This is a genomic window from Micromonospora trifolii, from assembly GCF_022229005.1.
Taxonomy (GTDB): domain Bacteria; phylum Actinomycetota; class Actinomycetes; order Mycobacteriales; family Micromonosporaceae; genus Micromonospora; species Micromonospora trifolii.
This window is the reverse complement of the sequence record NZ_JAKKFD010000017.1, coordinates 102,753-118,745: the sequence shown is the minus strand read 5'-3', so window position 1 is coordinate 118,745 and position 15,993 is coordinate 102,753. Positions and strand designations below refer to the sequence as shown.

General features: G+C 71.0%; 16 protein-coding genes. 9 read left to right on the top strand and 7 right to left on the bottom strand.

Annotation, left to right across the window (positions count from 1 at the left end; translation table 11 throughout):
• Positions 1-14: 14 nt before the first annotated feature.
• Together NIE79_RS11540 and NIE79_RS11535 are read right to left on the bottom strand one after the other, a co-directional pair.
• A complete protein-coding gene (locus NIE79_RS11540; protein ID WP_372471454.1) occupies positions 15-1,286 on the bottom strand; it encodes a deoxyguanosinetriphosphate triphosphohydrolase in 1,272 nt (423 codons plus the stop codon).
• Complete coding sequence (locus NIE79_RS11535) at positions 1,270-1,623, bottom strand: VOC family protein (protein WP_238678537.1); 354 nt, start codon at positions 1,621-1,623, stop codon at positions 1,270-1,272. The genes NIE79_RS11540 and NIE79_RS11535 overlap by 17 nt, the downstream gene beginning before the upstream one ends.
• Positions 1,624-1,876: 253 nt before the next feature.
• On the opposite strand from NIE79_RS11535, the gene NIE79_RS11530 reads away from it, so the two are divergent.
• Positions 1,877-2,377: a roadblock/LC7 domain-containing protein gene (locus NIE79_RS11530; RefSeq protein ID WP_238678536.1), complete on the top strand. Its 501-nt coding sequence runs from the start codon at positions 1,877-1,879 to the stop codon at positions 2,375-2,377.
• A 41-nt stretch (positions 2,378-2,418) separates the two neighbouring features.
• Here NIE79_RS11530 and ppdK read toward each other — a convergent pair whose 3' ends face one another.
• The gene (gene ppdK / locus NIE79_RS11525) at positions 2,419-5,127 is read right to left on the bottom strand and encodes a pyruvate, phosphate dikinase (protein ID WP_238678535.1); all 2,709 of its coding nucleotides are present in this window, start codon (positions 5,125-5,127) and stop codon (positions 2,419-2,421) included.
• Between the two features lie 317 nt (positions 5,128-5,444).
• On the opposite strand from ppdK, the gene NIE79_RS11520 reads away from it, so the two are divergent.
• On the top strand, positions 5,445-7,112 hold the full coding sequence (locus NIE79_RS11520) for a beta-N-acetylhexosaminidase (protein ID WP_238678534.1): 1,668 nt from the start codon (positions 5,445-5,447) through the stop codon (positions 7,110-7,112).
• Between the two features lie 593 nt (positions 7,113-7,705).
• Complete coding sequence (locus NIE79_RS11515; RefSeq protein ID WP_238678533.1) at positions 7,706-8,368, top strand: C39 family peptidase; 663 nt, start codon at positions 7,706-7,708, stop codon at positions 8,366-8,368.
• A gap of 365 nt (positions 8,369-8,733) precedes the next feature.
• Here the strand turns inward: NIE79_RS11515 and dusB are convergent, their stop codons facing one another.
• From dusB to NIE79_RS11495, 4 genes are all read right to left on the bottom strand, one after another.
• Positions 8,734-9,906, bottom strand: coding sequence for a tRNA dihydrouridine synthase DusB (gene dusB / locus NIE79_RS11510; RefSeq protein ID WP_308193167.1), 1,173 nt, complete (start codon positions 9,904-9,906; stop codon positions 8,734-8,736).
• Positions 9,907-9,970: 64 nt separating this feature from the next.
• Positions 9,971-11,350: a glycine--tRNA ligase gene (locus NIE79_RS11505; protein ID WP_238678532.1), complete on the bottom strand. Its 1,380-nt coding sequence runs from the start codon at positions 11,348-11,350 to the stop codon at positions 9,971-9,973.
• A gap of 115 nt (positions 11,351-11,465) precedes the next feature.
• Positions 11,466-11,945 carry a hypothetical protein gene (locus NIE79_RS11500; protein WP_238678531.1) on the bottom strand — a complete coding sequence of 160 codons (480 nt, stop codon included), beginning with the start codon at positions 11,943-11,945 and terminating at the stop codon, positions 11,466-11,468.
• 24 nt (positions 11,946-11,969) lie between these two features.
• Positions 11,970-12,311 carry an antibiotic biosynthesis monooxygenase family protein gene (locus NIE79_RS11495; RefSeq protein WP_238678530.1) on the bottom strand — a complete coding sequence of 114 codons (342 nt, stop codon included), beginning with the start codon at positions 12,309-12,311 and terminating at the stop codon, positions 11,970-11,972.
• 29 nt (positions 12,312-12,340) lie between these two features.
• Here NIE79_RS11495 and NIE79_RS11490 point away from each other — a divergent pair, with 29 nt between their 5' ends.
• The 6 genes from NIE79_RS11490 to NIE79_RS11465 are packed head-to-tail and all read left to right on the top strand — an operon-like array spanning position 12,341 to position 15,966.
• A complete protein-coding gene (locus NIE79_RS11490; protein WP_238678529.1) occupies positions 12,341-12,598 on the top strand; it encodes a hypothetical protein in 258 nt (85 codons plus the stop codon).
• A gap of 54 nt (positions 12,599-12,652) precedes the next feature.
• Positions 12,653-13,600 (top strand): metal ABC transporter substrate-binding protein, encoded by a 948-nt coding sequence (locus NIE79_RS11485; protein WP_238678528.1) that lies wholly within the window; start codon positions 12,653-12,655, stop codon positions 13,598-13,600.
• Positions 13,597-14,358 (top strand): metal ABC transporter ATP-binding protein, encoded by a 762-nt coding sequence (locus tag NIE79_RS11480; protein WP_238678527.1) that lies wholly within the window; start codon positions 13,597-13,599, stop codon positions 14,356-14,358. The genes NIE79_RS11485 and NIE79_RS11480 overlap by 4 nt, the downstream gene beginning before the upstream one ends.
• A gap of 3 nt (positions 14,359-14,361) precedes the next feature.
• A complete protein-coding gene (locus NIE79_RS11475) occupies positions 14,362-15,228 on the top strand; it encodes a metal ABC transporter permease (protein WP_238678526.1) in 867 nt (288 codons plus the stop codon).
• A gap of 43 nt (positions 15,229-15,271) precedes the next feature.
• Positions 15,272-15,571 carry an ArsR/SmtB family transcription factor gene (locus NIE79_RS11470; RefSeq protein ID WP_030338189.1) on the top strand — a complete coding sequence of 100 codons (300 nt, stop codon included), beginning with the start codon at positions 15,272-15,274 and terminating at the stop codon, positions 15,569-15,571.
• Complete coding sequence (locus NIE79_RS11465) at positions 15,568-15,966, top strand: Fur family transcriptional regulator (RefSeq protein WP_145792480.1); 399 nt, start codon at positions 15,568-15,570, stop codon at positions 15,964-15,966. The genes NIE79_RS11470 and NIE79_RS11465 overlap by 4 nt, the downstream gene beginning before the upstream one ends.
• The last annotated feature ends 27 nt before the right edge of the window (positions 15,967-15,993 follow it).

Below are 15,993 nucleotides of genomic sequence, written 5' to 3'. Positions count from 1 at the left end.
GTCAGTTAGGTAGCCTAAGCTGCCTCGTGGTCGGTCGGGGGTGTCCCCTTGCCGACGAGGCGGGTGTGCCAGGTCACCGCCGCCGGGTCGGTGAGGGAGGCGACCTGGTCGATCACCACCCGCAGCCTGGCCGCGTCGTCCGAAGCGGCCCGCCACAGCGGGGCGAAGATCGGGTCGAGCCCTTCCGGGGCGTGCCGGACCAGCGCGGCCACCAACTCCGCCAGCATCGTCCGCTGCCGCTCATAGCGGCCCCGGAAGCCACTGCGACGCATCACGTACCGCAGCGCGATGCCCTTGAGCAGCGCGCACTGCGCCCGTACCAGTCGGGGCACCACCAGGTCGGCGCCGTAACGGCGGTGCGGGCCCGGACCGAAACGCTCCTCCGTGGCCGCCACCGCCGCGGAGACGAACAGCCCGGTCACCCCACTGGTGGTGGCCTTCAACGCGACCTGTGCGCGATGGCTGCCGTCGTACCCGGCGAACGGGGCGAGCAGCGGACCGGCCAGCAGATCGACGAGCACCTCGGCCAGGTCCGCCGCCGACTCCCCGGAGTAGGCGGCCGCCACGTCGGCGCAGAGCGCGGCCCGCTCGTCGGCGTCGGTGAGCAGCGGATGCAACGTGACGTAGCCGCCGTGGATGCCGTCCTCCACGTCGTGCACCGAGTACGCGACGTCGTCGGCCCAGTCCATCACCTGGGCCTCCAGGCAGCGCCGGTCGCCGGGCGCGCCGGCCCGGATCCAGTCGAAGACGGCCGCGTCGTCGGCGTACACCCCGAACTTGCGCTCCCCCGGCCGGCGCGGCCAGGGGTACTTGCCGATCGCGTCCAGCGACGCCCGGGTCAGGTTCAGCCCGGCGGACGAGCCGTCCGGGGCGAGCACCTTCGCCTCCAGGCGGGTCAACACCCGCAGGGTCTGCGCGTTGCCCTCGAAGCCGCCGCACGGCGTGGCGAGCAGGTCCAGCGCAGCCTCGCCGTTGTGCCCGAACGGCGGGTGCCCGAGGTCGTGCGCGAGCCCCGCGACGTCCACCACGTCCGGGTCGCAGCCCAGCCGGGCACCCATCTCCCGGGCGATCTGGGCCACCTCCAACGAGTGGGTCAGCCGCGTCCGCAGGAAGTCGTCAGTGCCGGCGGTGTGCACCTGGGTCTTGGTGGCCAGCCGGCGAAACGCCGCCGAGTGCAGCACCCGGGCCCGGTCGCGCTCGTACGGCGACCGGCGATGCCCGGTGCCCTTGGGCGGCTCCTCGACCAATCGCGCGTCCGCCGCCCCCGGCTCACTCCTCGCGCTCACGCAACACGCAGAACTCGTTGCCTTCCGGATCACTCAGCACTGTCCAGTCGACCTCACCCTGAGCGATGTCGACGTGCCGGGCGCCCATGTCGACCAGGCGCTCGACCTCGGCCTCCTGGTTGGCGGGGCGCAGGTCGAGGTGCAACCGGTTCTTGCGCTCCTTGCCCTCGGCCACCGGGCCGAAGAACAGGGCGGGCAGCTGGTCCGGGGACTGGCGGATCTCCACGCCGCTCGGAGTCTCGGTGACGACCTGATAGCCGAGCGCCTCGGCCCACCAACGGGCCAGTCGGGCCGGATCGCGGGCGTCGACAGTCAGGCTCTCCCAGACACTGGTCATGCAGTCACCTCTTCCCGTTCGACGCGGCGCCCAATCGGCCGTGTGCGAGCGAGCCAAGATTACGCCCGCCACCACTGCTCGACCTGCTCACGACGCATCGACGAACTGCACACAACCACCGATTGGCCCGCAGTTGCCAACCGATCGCCGAGGGTTACGGGCTCGCGGCCGGAAGTCGCCACCGGTAGCCTTCCCAGCGCGGAACGTGACCAGCCGACTGACACGCAGAGCCGACCGGTGAGGGGTAACGCTCGTGGACGCAGACACGGTGATGGGAACGGAGCTACGCGGGCTGCGCCAACGCCGACCCGACATCGCCGGCGCGGTGCTCGCGGGCACCGACGGCCTGCTCATCTCCAGCGACCTGCCCAGCACCGACGCCACCCACCTCGCCGCGCTCGCCGCCGCGAGTTTCGGGCTCGGTCACCGGGTGGCCGACACCGTCCGGCAGGGTGAGTTCCGGGAGTCGGTCGTGTGCACCACCGCCGGCTGCGTGGTCACCTACCCGGCCGGGCGCAGCGCCCTGCTGACCCTCGTCACAGTGTCGTCGGCGGGGGATCTGGAGGCGCTGCACGAGGAGGCGCGGGCGGTTGCCCGTCGGGCGGGGTCCTTCCTGGACGTTCGCGGCGCAGGCATCGGCGCGACCTCCGTGCCGGACGCGCACGCCCCGCTGGCCACGCGTACCCCGATGGCGACCCTGCCGACGCAGTTGCGCCGATCGTCCCGACCCACCTGGCGTCGTCCGCCGATCTGAGCGCCGGCGGCGGCCGGGTGAGCAGCCGCCGCCGACGTGCGTCAGCGGCTGTCCGACCCGCCGCTCTCGACGACCGCCCGACCGGCCTCCAGCCGGGCCACCGGCACCCGGAACGGCGAGCAGGACACGTAGTCCAGGCCGACCTCGTGGAAGAAGTGCACCGAGTCCGGGTCGCCACCGTGCTCACCGCAGACGCCGAGCTTCAGCCCGGGCCGGGCAGCCCGACCCTCCTCGGCGGCGATCCGCACCAGCCGACCGACGCCGTCGCGGTCGATCGACTCGAACGGCGAGATGCCGAAGATGCCCAGCTCCAGGTAGCGCCAGAAGAACGCGCCCTCGACGTCGTCGCGGGAGAAGCCCCAGCCCATCTGGGTCAGGTCGTTGGTGCCGAAGGAGAAGAACTCGGCGGCCTCGGCGATCTGCCCGGCGGTCAGCGCCGCCCGGGGTACCTCGATCATGGTGCCGATCAGCACCTCGACGCCGCTGTCCCCGACCACCTCGGCAATGATCTTCTCCGCCTCGGCGCGAACCGTCTCCAGCTCCTGCACCGCCCCGACCAGCGGCACCATGATCTCCGGCTTGGCCACGCCTCCGTTGCGGGCGCAACTGACCGCCGCCTCGGCGATGGCCCGGACCTGCATCGCGAACAGGCCGGGGATGACCAGTCCGAGGCGTACGCCCCGCAGCCCCAGCATCGGGTTCTCCTCGTGCATCCGCCGGACGGCGGCGAGCAGAGCCTCCTCCTTGGCCACGTCCTCGCCGCGTTCCTGAGCGACCGCCACGTTGACGGCGAGCTGCTCCAACGGCGGCAGGAACTCGTGCAACGGCGGGTCGATGAGCCGCACGGTGACCGGCAGCCCGTCCATCTCGCGGAAGATCTCCTCGAAGTCGGCCCGCTGCAACGGCAGCAGCGCCGCCAGCGCCGCCTCCCGTTCGCCCGGGGCTCGGGCCAGGATCAGCCGCTCGACCAACTCCCGCCGGTCACCGAGGAACATGTGCTCGGTGCGGCACAGCCCGATGCCCTCGGCGCCGAAGCGCCGGGCCCGGGCCGCGTCCGCGCCGGTGTCGGCGTTCGTCCGGACCGCCAGCCGCCGCTTACCGTCGGCGTGCGTCATGATCCGGTGTACGGCCCGAACCAGCGCGTTGTCGATGTGCTCGGGGTCGAGGCTGCCCTCGAAGTACTGCACGACCTCGGAGGGCATGACCGGCACCTCGCCGAGGTAGACCTTGCCGGTGGTGCCGTCGATGGACACCACATCGCCCTCGGTGACGGTCTGCCCGGCCACTGTGAACCGCTTCGCCGGCACGTTCACCTCGATCTCGTCGGCGCCGGAGACGCAGGTCTTGCCCATGCCCCGGGCCACCACAGCGGCGTGGCTGGTCTTGCCGCCGCGCGAGGTGAGGATGCCCTTCGCGGCGATCATGCCGTTCAGGTCGTCCGGGTTGGTCTCCCGGCGCACCAGGATCACCGATTCACCCTCGGCGGCCAGCTCGACGGCCCTGGCGGAGGTGAAGACCACGGTGCCGGACGCCGCGCCGGGCGACGCGCCGATGCCCTTGGCGACCGGCTGGAACTCGTGGTCGAGCTGGAAGCGCGGAAACATCAGCTGGGCCAGTTGCGCGCCGTTGACCCGGAGCAGCGCCTCGTCCAGGTCGATCAGACCCTCGTCGACGAGTTGCCCGGCGATGACGAACGCGGCGGCGGCGGTGCGCTTGCCGACCCGGGTCTGCAACATCCAGAGCTTGCCGCGTTCGATGGTGAACTCGATGTCGCAGAGGTCCTTGTAGTGCTCCTCCAGCCGGGCCATGATGCCGAGCAGTTCGTCGTAGGAGGACTTGTCGAGCTGCTCCAACTCCTGCAACGGCACCGTGTTGCGGATGCCGGCGACCACGTCCTCACCCTGGGCGTTGGCCAGGTAATCGCCGTAGATGCCCTGCGCGCCGCTGGCCGGGTCGCGGGTGAACGCGACGCCGGTGCCGGAGTCGGGCCCGAGGTTGCCGAAGACCATTGTCACCACGTTGACAGCGGTGCCGAGGTCGGCCGGGATGCGCTCCTGGCGGCGGTAGAGCACCGCGCGCTCGGCGTTCCACGACTCGAAGACCGCCCGGATGGCCAGGTCGAGCTGTTCGCGTGGCTGCTGCGGGAACTCCCGACCGGTGTGCTTCAAGAAGATCTTCTTGTACGCGTCGACCAGCCCACGCAGGTCGTCGGCGTCCAGATCCAGGTCGTTGTGGGTGGCCTTGGCGTGCTTGGCCTCGTCGAGCGCGTGCTCGAACTCCTCGCCCGGCACCTCGCAGACGGTCTTGCCGAACATCTGGATGAGTCGCCGGTAGGAGTCCCAGGCGAACCTGTCGTTCTGTCCCGCCTGGGCGGAGAGCCCCACCACGCTCTCGTCGTTGAGACCGACGTTGAGGACGGTCTCCATCATCCCGGGCATGGAGAACTTGGCACCCGAGCGAACGGACACCAGCAGGGGATCCTGCGAGTCACCGAGGCGCTTGCCCATCTCGCGCTCCAGCGCTTCCAGGTGCGCCTCGATCTGGCCGGCGAGCCCGTCCGGCTCCCGTCCCGTCGCGAGGTACGCCTGGCACGCCTCGGTGGTGATGGTGAAGCCGGGCGGGACGGGCAGGCCCAGGTTCGTCATCTCGGCGAGGTTTGCCCCCTTGCCACCGAGCAGGTCCTTGAGTTCCTTGTTGCCTTCGGAGAAGTCGTAGACGTACTTGTGATCGACGGTCTCTTGCGCTGCCACCAGAGCCTCCACAACACACGCGCCGGATTGACACTTAACGAAGGTTCAGTTTTCTTCTTCCCCGGGACGGACCGCCGGTAATCCCGGGGTCAACGTCGATCGGTGCGCGAAGGTTAAGCGAACATCGAGTGACCTGGGACCGTTCGGTGACAATTGGCACAGCCATCACGACTATCCGTGTTCGTACCGGTTTTTGGGAACGCTTCCATGCGCACCATCACGCATCCCGGCCGAGCGTCGTACGCTTGACGCCACGCCAGCCGGTGAACCTCACTTTTGCCATAACCGACGCGAATACACCCCCCGGAGTCGCCGCCGTGTCGACCATCCCCTCCCCCGGCCCCACCGCCGTCCCCGCGCCGCTCTCGGCGGGGGAACCGGACGCGGCCACGCTGGCCCGCTCGGCCGAGCAGACCGCTGGCAGGTTGCTCGCCCCGGCGGCCCCGCACCGGCTGACCGACGTCGTGCCCGCCCCGCAGCAGGTCCACCCGGACCCGACCGCCGACTGGACGCTGCCGGCCGAAGCGGTCGTCGTGGCCAGCGCCGACCCCGCCGCGCTGGCGGTCGCCGAGCAGCTCGCCCAGCTCCTGCGTCCGGCCACCGGCTACCCGCTGCCGGTCACCGACGCCACCACGCCGGAGCCCGCCGGTGGCATCGCGCTGGTGCTCGACGACAGCGCCGACCTCGGCGCGGAGGGCTACCGGCTCGACATCGCCACCGACGGGGTACGCGTCACCGCCGCCACCGCCCCCGGCCTCTTCTACGGCGTGCAGACACTGCGCCAACTGCTGCCGGCGACGATCGAGAGCCCCAGCCAGGTCACCGAACGCTGGGCGCTGCCCGGCGGCACCATCACCGACGCACCCCGGTTCCCCTACCGGGGCGCGATGCTCGACGTCGCGCGGCACTTCTTCGCCGTCGAGGACGTGCTGCGGGTGGTCGACCATCTGGCTCGCTACAAGCTCAACCACCTGCACCTGCACCTCACCGACGACCAGGGCTGGCGGATCACCGTCGACTCCTGGCCGAAGCTGACCACAGTCGGCGGGACGACCGAGGTCGACGGCGGCCCCGGCGGGCACTACACGACTGCCGACTACCAGCGGATCGTCTCCTACGCGGCCGCCCGTCACATCACCGTCGTCCCGGAGATCGACCTCCCGGGGCACACCAACTCGGCGCTGGTCGCGTACCCGGAGCTGGCACCGGACAAGATCGCACCTCCGCCGTACACCGGCACCGAGGTCGGCTTCAGCTACGTCGACCCGGCCGACGAGCGGACGTACGACTTCATCGCCGACGTGTTGGGCGAGGTGGCAGCGCTCACCCCCGGCCCCTGGCTGCACATCGGCGGCGACGAGGCGTTCAAGGTCAAGGGCGAGGTCTACACCGGTTTCGTCGAGCGGGTCCAGCGCATCGTGGCCGACCTCGGCAAGACCGTCGTCGGCTGGCACCAGCTCGCACCCGCCGCCCACCTCGACGGGCGGGTCCTCCAGTGGTGGGGCACGAACGGCGAAGACCCCACCACCGCCGACGCCGTACGCCGTGGCGCCCGGCTGATCGTCTCCCCCGGCAACCACGCCTACCTGGACATGAAGTACGCCCCGGACACCCCGATCGGGCATGACTGGGCCGGCCTCATCGACGTGCGAAAGGCCTACGACTGGGATCCGGGTACGCACGTCGCCGGCGTACCCACCGAGGCGGTTCTCGGTGTGGAGGCCCCGCTCTGGACCGAATCGGTCACCTCGCTGGCCGACATCGAACTCCTGCTCCTGCCCCGTCTCCCGGCCATCGCCGAGTTGGGCTGGTCACCCCGGGCAAGCCACGACTGGGCTGGCTTCCGGGACCGCCTGGCCGGCCAGGGCCCGCGCTGGACGACTGCCGGAATCACCTTCCACCGCGCGCCCGAGATCCCCTGGCCGACCGCACCGACCATCCCGGCGCAGCGCAACCTGCCCCAAACCGACACCGCCACGCCCTGATCCCCGGCTCGGCCCGGCCCGCCGGTCCGAGCCGGTCCGGGACGGGACGCTCGAACCGCGCAAAGCGGCGTGATCCACTCGGCTTTCATGAAGTCGGGGTATCCCCGGCGCTCGGACACCGCGACTTTCAGGAACCCGAGTGGATCACGCGGCCTCGTCCACCGTGTCCGGGTCACTGGGCCGGACGGGCGGGTGGTTTGTCGGGTTTGTTGTCGGGTGTCGGGTGGTCGGGGCCACCCCGACGGCGGAATCGGCGGCCGGGCCGGGTCGTTATACCTGGCAGACCACCGCAACAGCCCGGGTCATGGTCCGCCGGGCCCGCCGGACAGCCGCCGGGCCCTGCCGCCGGAAGCAGCCGCCCGGGAACATCCGCCAGGCCGCTCCGGTTACATCCCCCGCACGGCCGAGCACCACCACAGGCCGGCCCCCCGCGGGTAGGCGGAATGGTCTGCCACCGCGAACGGTTGCACCCTGTCCCGACGCCGACCCCCCAGCGCGGGTCACCGGGCAGAACCCTCGAACTTCCCCCCGCACAACCACAACCCCCTGAGGTTGTGCGGGCAGGCACCCCCGATGCAGAGGAGCACGCCATCATGCGTACCGATCTGATCCGTAAGACCGCCCTGACCGCCGCCGGCCTCGCCTTCACCGGCGGCGCCATCGCCGGCCCCGTCACCACCGCGTTCGCCGCACCCAGCACCGCCAAGCCCACCACCCAGACCCAGACCGACCGCAAGGGCCACGGTGAGCGCGAACTGGGTGTGCGCTACGAAGCCCAGCCGAACTTCTACTACTGCGGCCCCGCCGCCACCCGCAACGCCCTGTCCGTGCAGGGCAAGAACATCAACGTCGACGACATGGCCAAGGAAATGGGCACCACCGAAGCCGGCACCAACTCCATCAACGACATCACCCCCGTACTGAACAAGGAAACCGGCAAGACCAACGCCTACCGGTCCGTAGAGATCAGCACCCCCGACGCCGACGCCAAGCAGACCGACACGCTGCGCGCCGACATCGTCAAGACCGTCGACGACGGCCGGGCCGTCGTCGCGAACATCGCCGGCACCAGCACCGACACCGACGGCACCACCCACTCCTACGAAGGCGGGCACTACATCAGCGTCGTCGGCTACCACGACAACGGCAACACCGTCACCATCGCCGACTCCGCCGACCCCAACCAAGCCGCCTACCAGATCAGCGTCGAACACCTCGCCGACTGGATCGCCACCCGCGGCTACGCCACCAGCTGACACACACACCACAACACAGAAGGGCCGGACCCCACCACGGGGCCCGGCCCTTCGGCATGACCGGTCCCACCCCACGGACTGCCTCACGGGTCCTTTGGAGCTGATGTCGTAGACGGATCAGGGGCATGGCCGACCGAGGCGAGCTGGTGATTCGTTCACGACATCAGCTCGACAGGGCGCCGAACTCACCTGCCCAGCCGCAGGACGGAGTGTCGAGTGCGCAGCCTCTGCGAGCGAAGTGTCGAGGAGAGGCCGAGCGCCGCGACCTGCGGGCTCGGGGGTGACCGGCGCGCGGCGCGGACCCTGCTGCGAACCCGCATGCCACGGGGCGGTCGCGGGGCGACTCCGCCAGACCGGCCAGAGGCTCAGCCCCCGGAGTCGTCCATCTCAGCACCCTCGGGCACCGTGTCGTCGTCCCGGCTGGCCAGCCAGCCTTCCGGCAGGGAGACCTTGCCGGGCGAGTTGGTACGTCCGCGCGGCTGGCCCAGGGCGGTCACCGGGAACGGCTCCGCCGGGTCGAGCTTGCCGAGCAGGTCGTCGAGCTGGGCCAGGCTCTCGATCATCGCCAGCGAGCGGCGCAGTTCGCCGCCGACCGGGAAACCCTTGAGGTACCAGGCGACGTGCTTGCGGAAGTCGGTGCAGCCATCCCGTTCACCTCGGGCCGGGCTGCGGGCGCCGGCCGTGAACTGGTCGACCAGCAACTCGGCGTGGCGGCGCATGGTCACCGCCACCTCGCCGAGGATCGGCAGCCGCCGCTCCGGTCGACCGTTGAAGGCGGCCTCCAGGTCGGCGAAGAGCCACGGTCGACCCAGGCAGCCGCGCCCGATGACCACGCCGTCGACGCCGGTGTGGGCCACCATGCGCAGCGCGTCGTCGGCCTCCCAGATGTCGCCGTTGCCGAGCACCGGCACGTCGAGGGCCTGCTTCAGGGTGGCGATCGCGTCCCAGTCGGCGGTGCCCGAGTAGCGCTGCGACGCCGTCCGCCCGTGCAGGGCCACCGCGGCCACGCCGGCTTCCTGGGCGGCGAGCCCGGCTTCGACGTACGTCAGGTGGTCGTCGTCGATGCCCTTGCGCATCTTGACAGTGACCGGCACCCCGGACGGTGCCGCGGCGGCCACCGCGGCCCGCACGAGCCGCGCGAAGAGCCGGCGCCGCCACGGTAGCGCCGCGCCGCCGCCACGCCGGGTGACCTTGGGGACCGGGCAGCCGAAGTTGAGGTCGATGTGATCGGCCAGGTTGCGCTCGACGACGATCCGCACGGCGGCGGCGGTGATCTCCGGATCGGTGCCGTAGAGCTGGAGGCTGCGGGGGTTCTCGTCGTCGCCGAACGCGATCATGCGCAGCGTCTTCGGGTTGCGCTCGACCAGCGCCCGGGTGGTGATCATCTCGCAGACGTAGATGCCGCCGCCCTGCTCCCGGCAGAGCCGACGGAACCCGATGTTGGTGATCCCGGCCATCGGCGCGAGCACGACCGGCGGCCACACCCGGTGCTGGCCAAGAGTCAGCGGGCGCAGCGCGGGCACGGTCGAGGCAGTCACCGGACAAGTGTACGGGGCCTCGACCGGCGCTCGTCGCGTCGGCCGAGGCCCCGTGCGCAGAGTCTCAGCAGCCGGGGAGACGCTCGATCAGGTAGTGCTCGACCTGGTCCAGCGAGACGCGCTCCTGGGCCATGGTGTCCCGGTTGCGCACCGTCACCGCGTTGTCGTCCAGGGTGTCGAAGTCGACGGTCACACAGAACGGGGTGCCGATCTCGTCCTGCCTGCGGTAGCGACGCCCGATCGCCTGCGAGTCGTCGAACTCCACCACCCAGCGCTTGCGCAGCAGCGCTGCGAGGTCCTTGGCCTTGGGCGACAGCGCCTCGTTGCGGGACAGCGGCAGCACCGCCACCTTGACCGGGGCGAGCCTCGGGTCGAACCGCATCACAGTGCGCTTGTCCACGCCGCCCTTGGTGTTGGGCGCCTCGTCCTCGTCGTACGCCTCCAGCAGGAAGGCGAGCACCGCGCGGGTCAGACCCGCGGCCGGCTCGATGACGTACGGCATCCAGCGCTCACTCTTGCCCTGGTCGAAGTACGACAGGTCGACGCCGGAGTGCTTGCTGTGCGTGGAGAGGTCGAAGTCGGTGCGGTTGGCGACACCCTCCAGCTCGGCGAACTCGGTGCCGCCGAACTGGAAGCGGTACTCGATGTCCACCGTCCGCTTCGAGTAGTGCGACAGCTTCTCCTTGGGGTGCTCGAACAGGCGCAGATTGTCCGCCGAGAGGCCGAGGTCGAGGTACCAGTTCCAGCGCTCCTGGAGCCAGTACTCGTGCCACTGCTCGTCGGTGCCCGGCTCGACGAAGAACTCCATCTCCATCTGCTCGAACTCGCGGGTCCGGAAGATGAAGTTGCCCGGGGTGATCTCGTTGCGGAACGACTTGCCGGTCTGCGCGATGCCGAACGGGGGCTTCTTGCGGGCGACCGTCTCGACGTTCTTGTAGTTGACGAAGATGCCCTGCGCGGTCTCCGGGCGCAGGTAGTGCAGCCCCTCGTCGCTCTCCACCGGGCCCAGGTAGGTCTTCATCAGGCCGTTGAACATCTTCGGCTCGGTGAAGGTGCCCTTGTTGCCGCAGTTGGGGCAGTTCAGCTCGGCCAGTGAGGTGAGCGGCTTGCCGTGCTTCTCGGCGTACGCCTCTTCCAGGTGGTCGGCCCGGAACCGCTTGTGACAGAACTGGCACTCGGTGAGCGGGTCGACGAACTCGGCGATGTGGCCGGACGCCTCCCACACCTTGCGGGACAGGATCACCGCGGAGTCCAGGCCGACGACGTCGTCGCGCTGCTGGACCATTGTCTTCCACCACTGCCGGCGGACGTTCTCCTTGAGCTCCACGCCGAGCGGGCCGTAGTCCCACGCCGATCGGGTGCCCCCGTAGATCTCACTGGAGGGGAAGACGAAGCCTCGGCGCTTGGCGAGGCTGACGACGGCGTCGATACGGTCGGCTGGCATGTTTCCTCCTACGCCGGCTGGCGGTCGGCGGGGGCGAGATGTGGATGGAACGGTCGGTTCGGGGACAACGGTACGACCACCGTCCCCCCGAGCCCAGCAGAATACCGGGGACGGGTCAGCTGACCTCGCAGACCTCCACGCCGCCGGTCTGCCCGTCCTGGCCGAGGCTGACCTGTTGCCGCTCCCGGTCGCCGCCGTCGAGGGTCACGTCGACCGGCACGGTCAGGTAGGTGGTGTCCACCTCACCCACCCGGAACCCGGTCACCTGCGGTTCGGCGGCAGCGCGCCGCTCGAACTCCGGCCGGGACTCACGCCGCTGCGCGTCGTCGCAGAGCTGGTCGTACGCCCGCCCGTAGTTCCGCTCGACCAACGCCTGGTAGTAGTCGCCGGTCACGGTGCGGGCCTGTTCCCGGATGGCCTGGACTCCGCTGACGGCCAGGCCGACGACGGCGGTGCCACCCCCGCCGCAGCAGAGCACCACGGCGAGCGCGCCGACGCCGAGGCCGATCCAGAGCCGAGTCCGGCGGCCCTCGGTGGGCGGCGCGGCGAACGGCGGAGCCACCCCGGGACCGGGTGGCGGGGCGGGTGCGGTCATAGGAGCAGCGTAGTGTCCGCCGGCTCAGCGGTAAGGACCCGCAGCCCGATCACTGTCGGCGACGACCACTGCCCCGCCGGGGGCGGCGGTGGCCAGTGCCTCGTAGGCGGAGGGCTCGTCGACGGACTCGGCGAGCAGCGGCACGGCGCTGACCTTGACCTCGAAGGCGCCGAGCGCCCTCCGGTACGTGCCGACCGACTCCCATTCGGTGACCAGTGACCAGTACCGGGGGTCGTCCAGCGCCCGGACCAGTTGGCCGCGCAGGTAGCCGGGCCGGGCGGCCAGCGCGGTGAGGGCGGCGTGCGCCCGTTCGGTGAAGCCGTCGGCGGTATCGACGTCGACCACGAACCGGTTGGTCACCAGCACCGGGGGTTCCTCCTCGTAGAGTCTGTGGGATGCAGCGTACGCAGCGCCTTCTGCTCGCCCGGTTGGCCGGGGCGAACCCGACGTCGGTGTTCCTGCTCACCCTGGTGGTGGTGCTGGTGGCGTTCTTCACGCCCGGGGTGATCGGCGGGCTGCTCACGCTCGCGCTCGCCGGGGTCCTGACCACCCTGTTGGTGACGACCTGGGCGGTTCAGGCACCGCAGACCCGGCTGATCCGACTGGTGATGCTCACCCTGCTGGTGACGGTGGGCCTCGCGAAGCTCCTCTGACATGCAATCATGCGTTTTTGACAATCATTATCGTTGCCACGGACAGTTGACGACATGACCAACCGCGCCACGTACCGTGTCCTCGCCGCCGCGACCGCTCTCCTCGCCCTGGGCGCCGGGGCCGGCTGCTCCACCGGTGGTGCCGCCGGCGCCGATCCCCAGCGAGTCGACGTGGTGGCAGCGTTCTACCCCCTCCAGTTCCTGGCCGAGCGGATCGGCGGCGACGCGGTCCGGGTGACCAACCTGGCCAAGCCGGGCGCCGAGCCGCACGACCTGGAACTCAACCCGAGCCAGGTCGGTGAGGTCAGCGACGCGGAGCTGATCGTCTACCTCAAGGGGTTCCAGCCGGCGGTGGACGACGCCGTGGCCCAGAACGGCGGCGACCGGGCGTTCGACGTGACCAGCGTGCAGCCACTGTTGGACGCGTCCGCCGGCGGGCACAACCACGAGGGCGAGGAGGGGCACGCCGAGGAGGGCAACGGGGGCAAGGACCCGCACGTCTGGCTCGACCCGACCCGACTGGCCGGCATCGGCGACCAGCTCGCCCAGCGGCTCGGCAAGGCCGACCCGGACCACGCCGCCGACTACACCTCCCGGGCGGCAGCCCTGCGCGCCGACCTGACGACCCTGGACGGCGAGTTCAAGCAGGGTCTGGCGACCTGCCAGCGGCGGGAGATCGTCACCAGCCACGCCGCGTTCGGCTACCTCGCCGACCGCTACCAGCTCGACCAGGTCGGCATCACCGGGCTGAGCCCGGACGTCGAGCCCTCGCCGCAGCGCCTCGCGCACGTGATCGAGGAGGCCAAGGAGCACCAGGCCACCACGATCTTCTTCGAGACCCTGGTCAGCCCGAAGGTGGCCGAGACCATCGCCGGTCAGGTCGGCGCGAAGACGGCCGTGCTCGACCCGATCGAAGGGCTCGCCGCCGGCAGCAACGGGGACTACCTTTCGGTGATGCGCACCAACCTGCGGACCCTGCAGACGGCCTTGAGCTGCTCGTGACCTCACCTGTCATCACCGTCGAGCACGGGGTGGTCGGCTACGACGGCCGCCCCGTGCTCCGGGACATCTCGCTCACCGTGACCGCCGGCGAGGTGGTCGCGATCCTCGGCGCCAACGGCTCGGGCAAGTCGACACTGATCCGCGCCGTGCTCGGGCTGGTGCCGATCAGCGCCGGCTCGGTCACCCTCTTCGACCGGCCGTTGCGCCGGTTCCGGCAGTGGGCGCGCATCGGGTACGTCCCGCAGCGCCTGGGCGCCGGCGGCGGCGTACCGGCCACCGTCCGGGAGGTGGTGGCCTCCGGCCGGCTGGCCCGTCGGGGGGTGCTGCGTCCGCCGGGTCGAGCCGACCGGTCCGCCGTCGACGCCGCGCTGCGCGCGGTCGGGCTCGCCGACCGGGCCGGTGACCCGGTGTCCACGCTCTCCGGCGGCCAGCAGCAGCGCACCCTGATCGCCCGCGCCCTTGCCGGCCAGCCGGAGCTGCTGGTTCTCGACGAGCCCACCGCCGGGGTGGACGCGGCCAGCCAGGAGGCGTTCGCCGGCGCGCTGCGCGACTTCGTCGCCGAGGGCGGAACTGTGCTGCTCGTCGCCCACGAGCTGGGCCCGCTGCGACCGGTGATCAGCCGGGCTGTCGTCGTCCACGAGGGTCGCATCGCCCACGACGGCGCGGTGCCGGACCCGGCCGGCCATCACGCGGAGCCCGACCACGACCACGTGCATCCGCACTGCTACGACGAGCCCGCCGGGCTGTGGAGCAACTGAGAAATGGAACTCTTCCAGTACCCCTACATGCAGCGCGCCCTGATCGGCGCGCTGGTGATCGGCCTGGCCGCGCCGGCGCTCGGCATCTACCTGGTGCAGCGCCGGCTGGCGCTGATCGGCGATGGTGTGGGGCACGTGGCGCTGACCGGCGTCGGGGCGGGGCTGCTGCTCAACCGCTCACCAGTGCTGGTCGCGGTGATCGCCGCCACCATCGGCGCGATCGCCATCGAGATCGTCCGGGCTCGTGGGCGTACCTCCGGTGACCTGGCCCTGGCCCTGCTCTTCTACGGCGGCATCGCGGGCGGCGTACTCCTGGTCGGCCTCTCCGACGCGACCAGCGCGAACCTCAACGCCTACCTGTTCGGGTCGCTGACCACCATCTCGCCCGCCGACCTGACCACCATCGGGGTGCTCGGCGCGGCGATCCTGGTCACGATGATCGCGTTGCGGCCGGCGCTCTTCGCGGTCAGTCACGACGAGGAGTACGCCCGGGTCTCCGGCCTGCCGGTCCGCACGCTGAACCTGCTGATCGCTGTCGCCACAGCGGTCACCGTGACCATCGCGATGCGGGCCGTCGGAGTGCTCCTGATCAGCGCGTTGATGGTGGTGCCGGTCGCCACCGCCCAGCAGGTCACCCGGGGCTTCCGCAGCACGATGGCCGCCGCGATGGCGCTCGGGCTCTTCGCCGCCGGCTCGGGTGTCTGGGTGGCGGCCACGGCGGACACCGCGCCGGGCGCCTCGGTGGTGCTGGTGGCGATCGCCTCGTTCCTGGTGGTGGCCGTGGCTGGCGCCGTCTGGCGGGTCGTACGTCGCCGGACGACGCCGACCGCCGCGCCCACACCGGAACCGCACGAGGTCGTGCTGAGCTGAGCCTGGTCAGCGCGACGTCGGTGGTATTGGTTACCGTTGCAGGATGACCAGCGCCACGGGCTACGACGGGTTCGACGGAGCCAGCGAGTTGCTCCGCGCCCTGTCCGCTCCCATCCGGCTGGCCATCGTCAGTGAGCTGGCCGGCGGCGAGCGGTGCGTGCACGAGTTGGTGGAGAAGCTCGGCGCGGCGCAACCACTGGTCTCCCAGCACCTGCGGGTGCTGCGCGGAGCGGGCGTGGTGCGCGGCTCCCGCCGAGGCCGGGAGATCGCCTACAGCCTGGTCGACGAGCACGTCGCGCACATCGTGGCGGACGCGGTCAGCCACGCCGGGGAGGGATCATGAGCGAGAGCAGCGCCGCGGTGCGCAACACCCGGCAGCGGTCGGCGGTGAGCGCGCTGCTGGGCGAGATGGAGGGCTTCCACAGCGCTCAGGACCTGCACGCGATGCTGCGGCAGCGCGGCGAGCGGGTCGGCCTGACCACCGTCTACCGCACCCTCCAGGGGCTCGCCGACGCCGGTGAGATCGACGTGATGCGTCCGCCGGGCGGCGAGCACCTCTACCGCCGGTGCAGCGAGGGGCACCACCACCACCTGGTCTGCCGGGTGTGCGGGCGTACGGTCGAGGTGGCCGGCCCGGCCGTGGAGAGCTGGGCCGATCGGGTCGCCGCCCAGCACGGCTACGCCGACGTCAGCCACACCCTGGAGATCTTCGGCACCTGCCCGACCTGCGTCCGCTGACCCGGCGAGCCAGGCATTGAGAAGTGA

Coding starts and splice junctions, on each gene's coding strand:
- NIE79_RS11535 (WP_238678537.1), bottom strand. CDS start 1,623: ATGACCAGTGTCTGGGAGAGCCTGACTGTCGACGCCCGCGATCCGGCC.
- NIE79_RS11515 (WP_238678533.1), top strand. CDS start 7,706: ATGCGTACCGATCTGATCCGTAAGACCGCCCTGACCGCCGCCGGCCTC.
- NIE79_RS11505 (WP_238678532.1), bottom strand. CDS start 11,350: ATGCCAGCCGACCGTATCGACGCCGTCGTCAGCCTCGCCAAGCGCCGA.
- NIE79_RS11500 (WP_238678531.1), bottom strand. CDS start 11,945: ATGACCGCACCCGCCCCGCCACCCGGTCCCGGGGTGGCTCCGCCGTTC.
- NIE79_RS11490 (WP_238678529.1), top strand. CDS start 12,341: ATGCAGCGTACGCAGCGCCTTCTGCTCGCCCGGTTGGCCGGGGCGAAC.
- NIE79_RS11485 (WP_238678528.1), top strand. CDS start 12,653: ATGACCAACCGCGCCACGTACCGTGTCCTCGCCGCCGCGACCGCTCTC.
- NIE79_RS11475 (WP_238678526.1), top strand. CDS start 14,362: ATGGAACTCTTCCAGTACCCCTACATGCAGCGCGCCCTGATCGGCGCG.
- NIE79_RS11470 (WP_030338189.1), top strand. CDS start 15,272: ATGACCAGCGCCACGGGCTACGACGGGTTCGACGGAGCCAGCGAGTTG.
- NIE79_RS11465 (WP_145792480.1), top strand. CDS start 15,568: ATGAGCGAGAGCAGCGCCGCGGTGCGCAACACCCGGCAGCGGTCGGCG.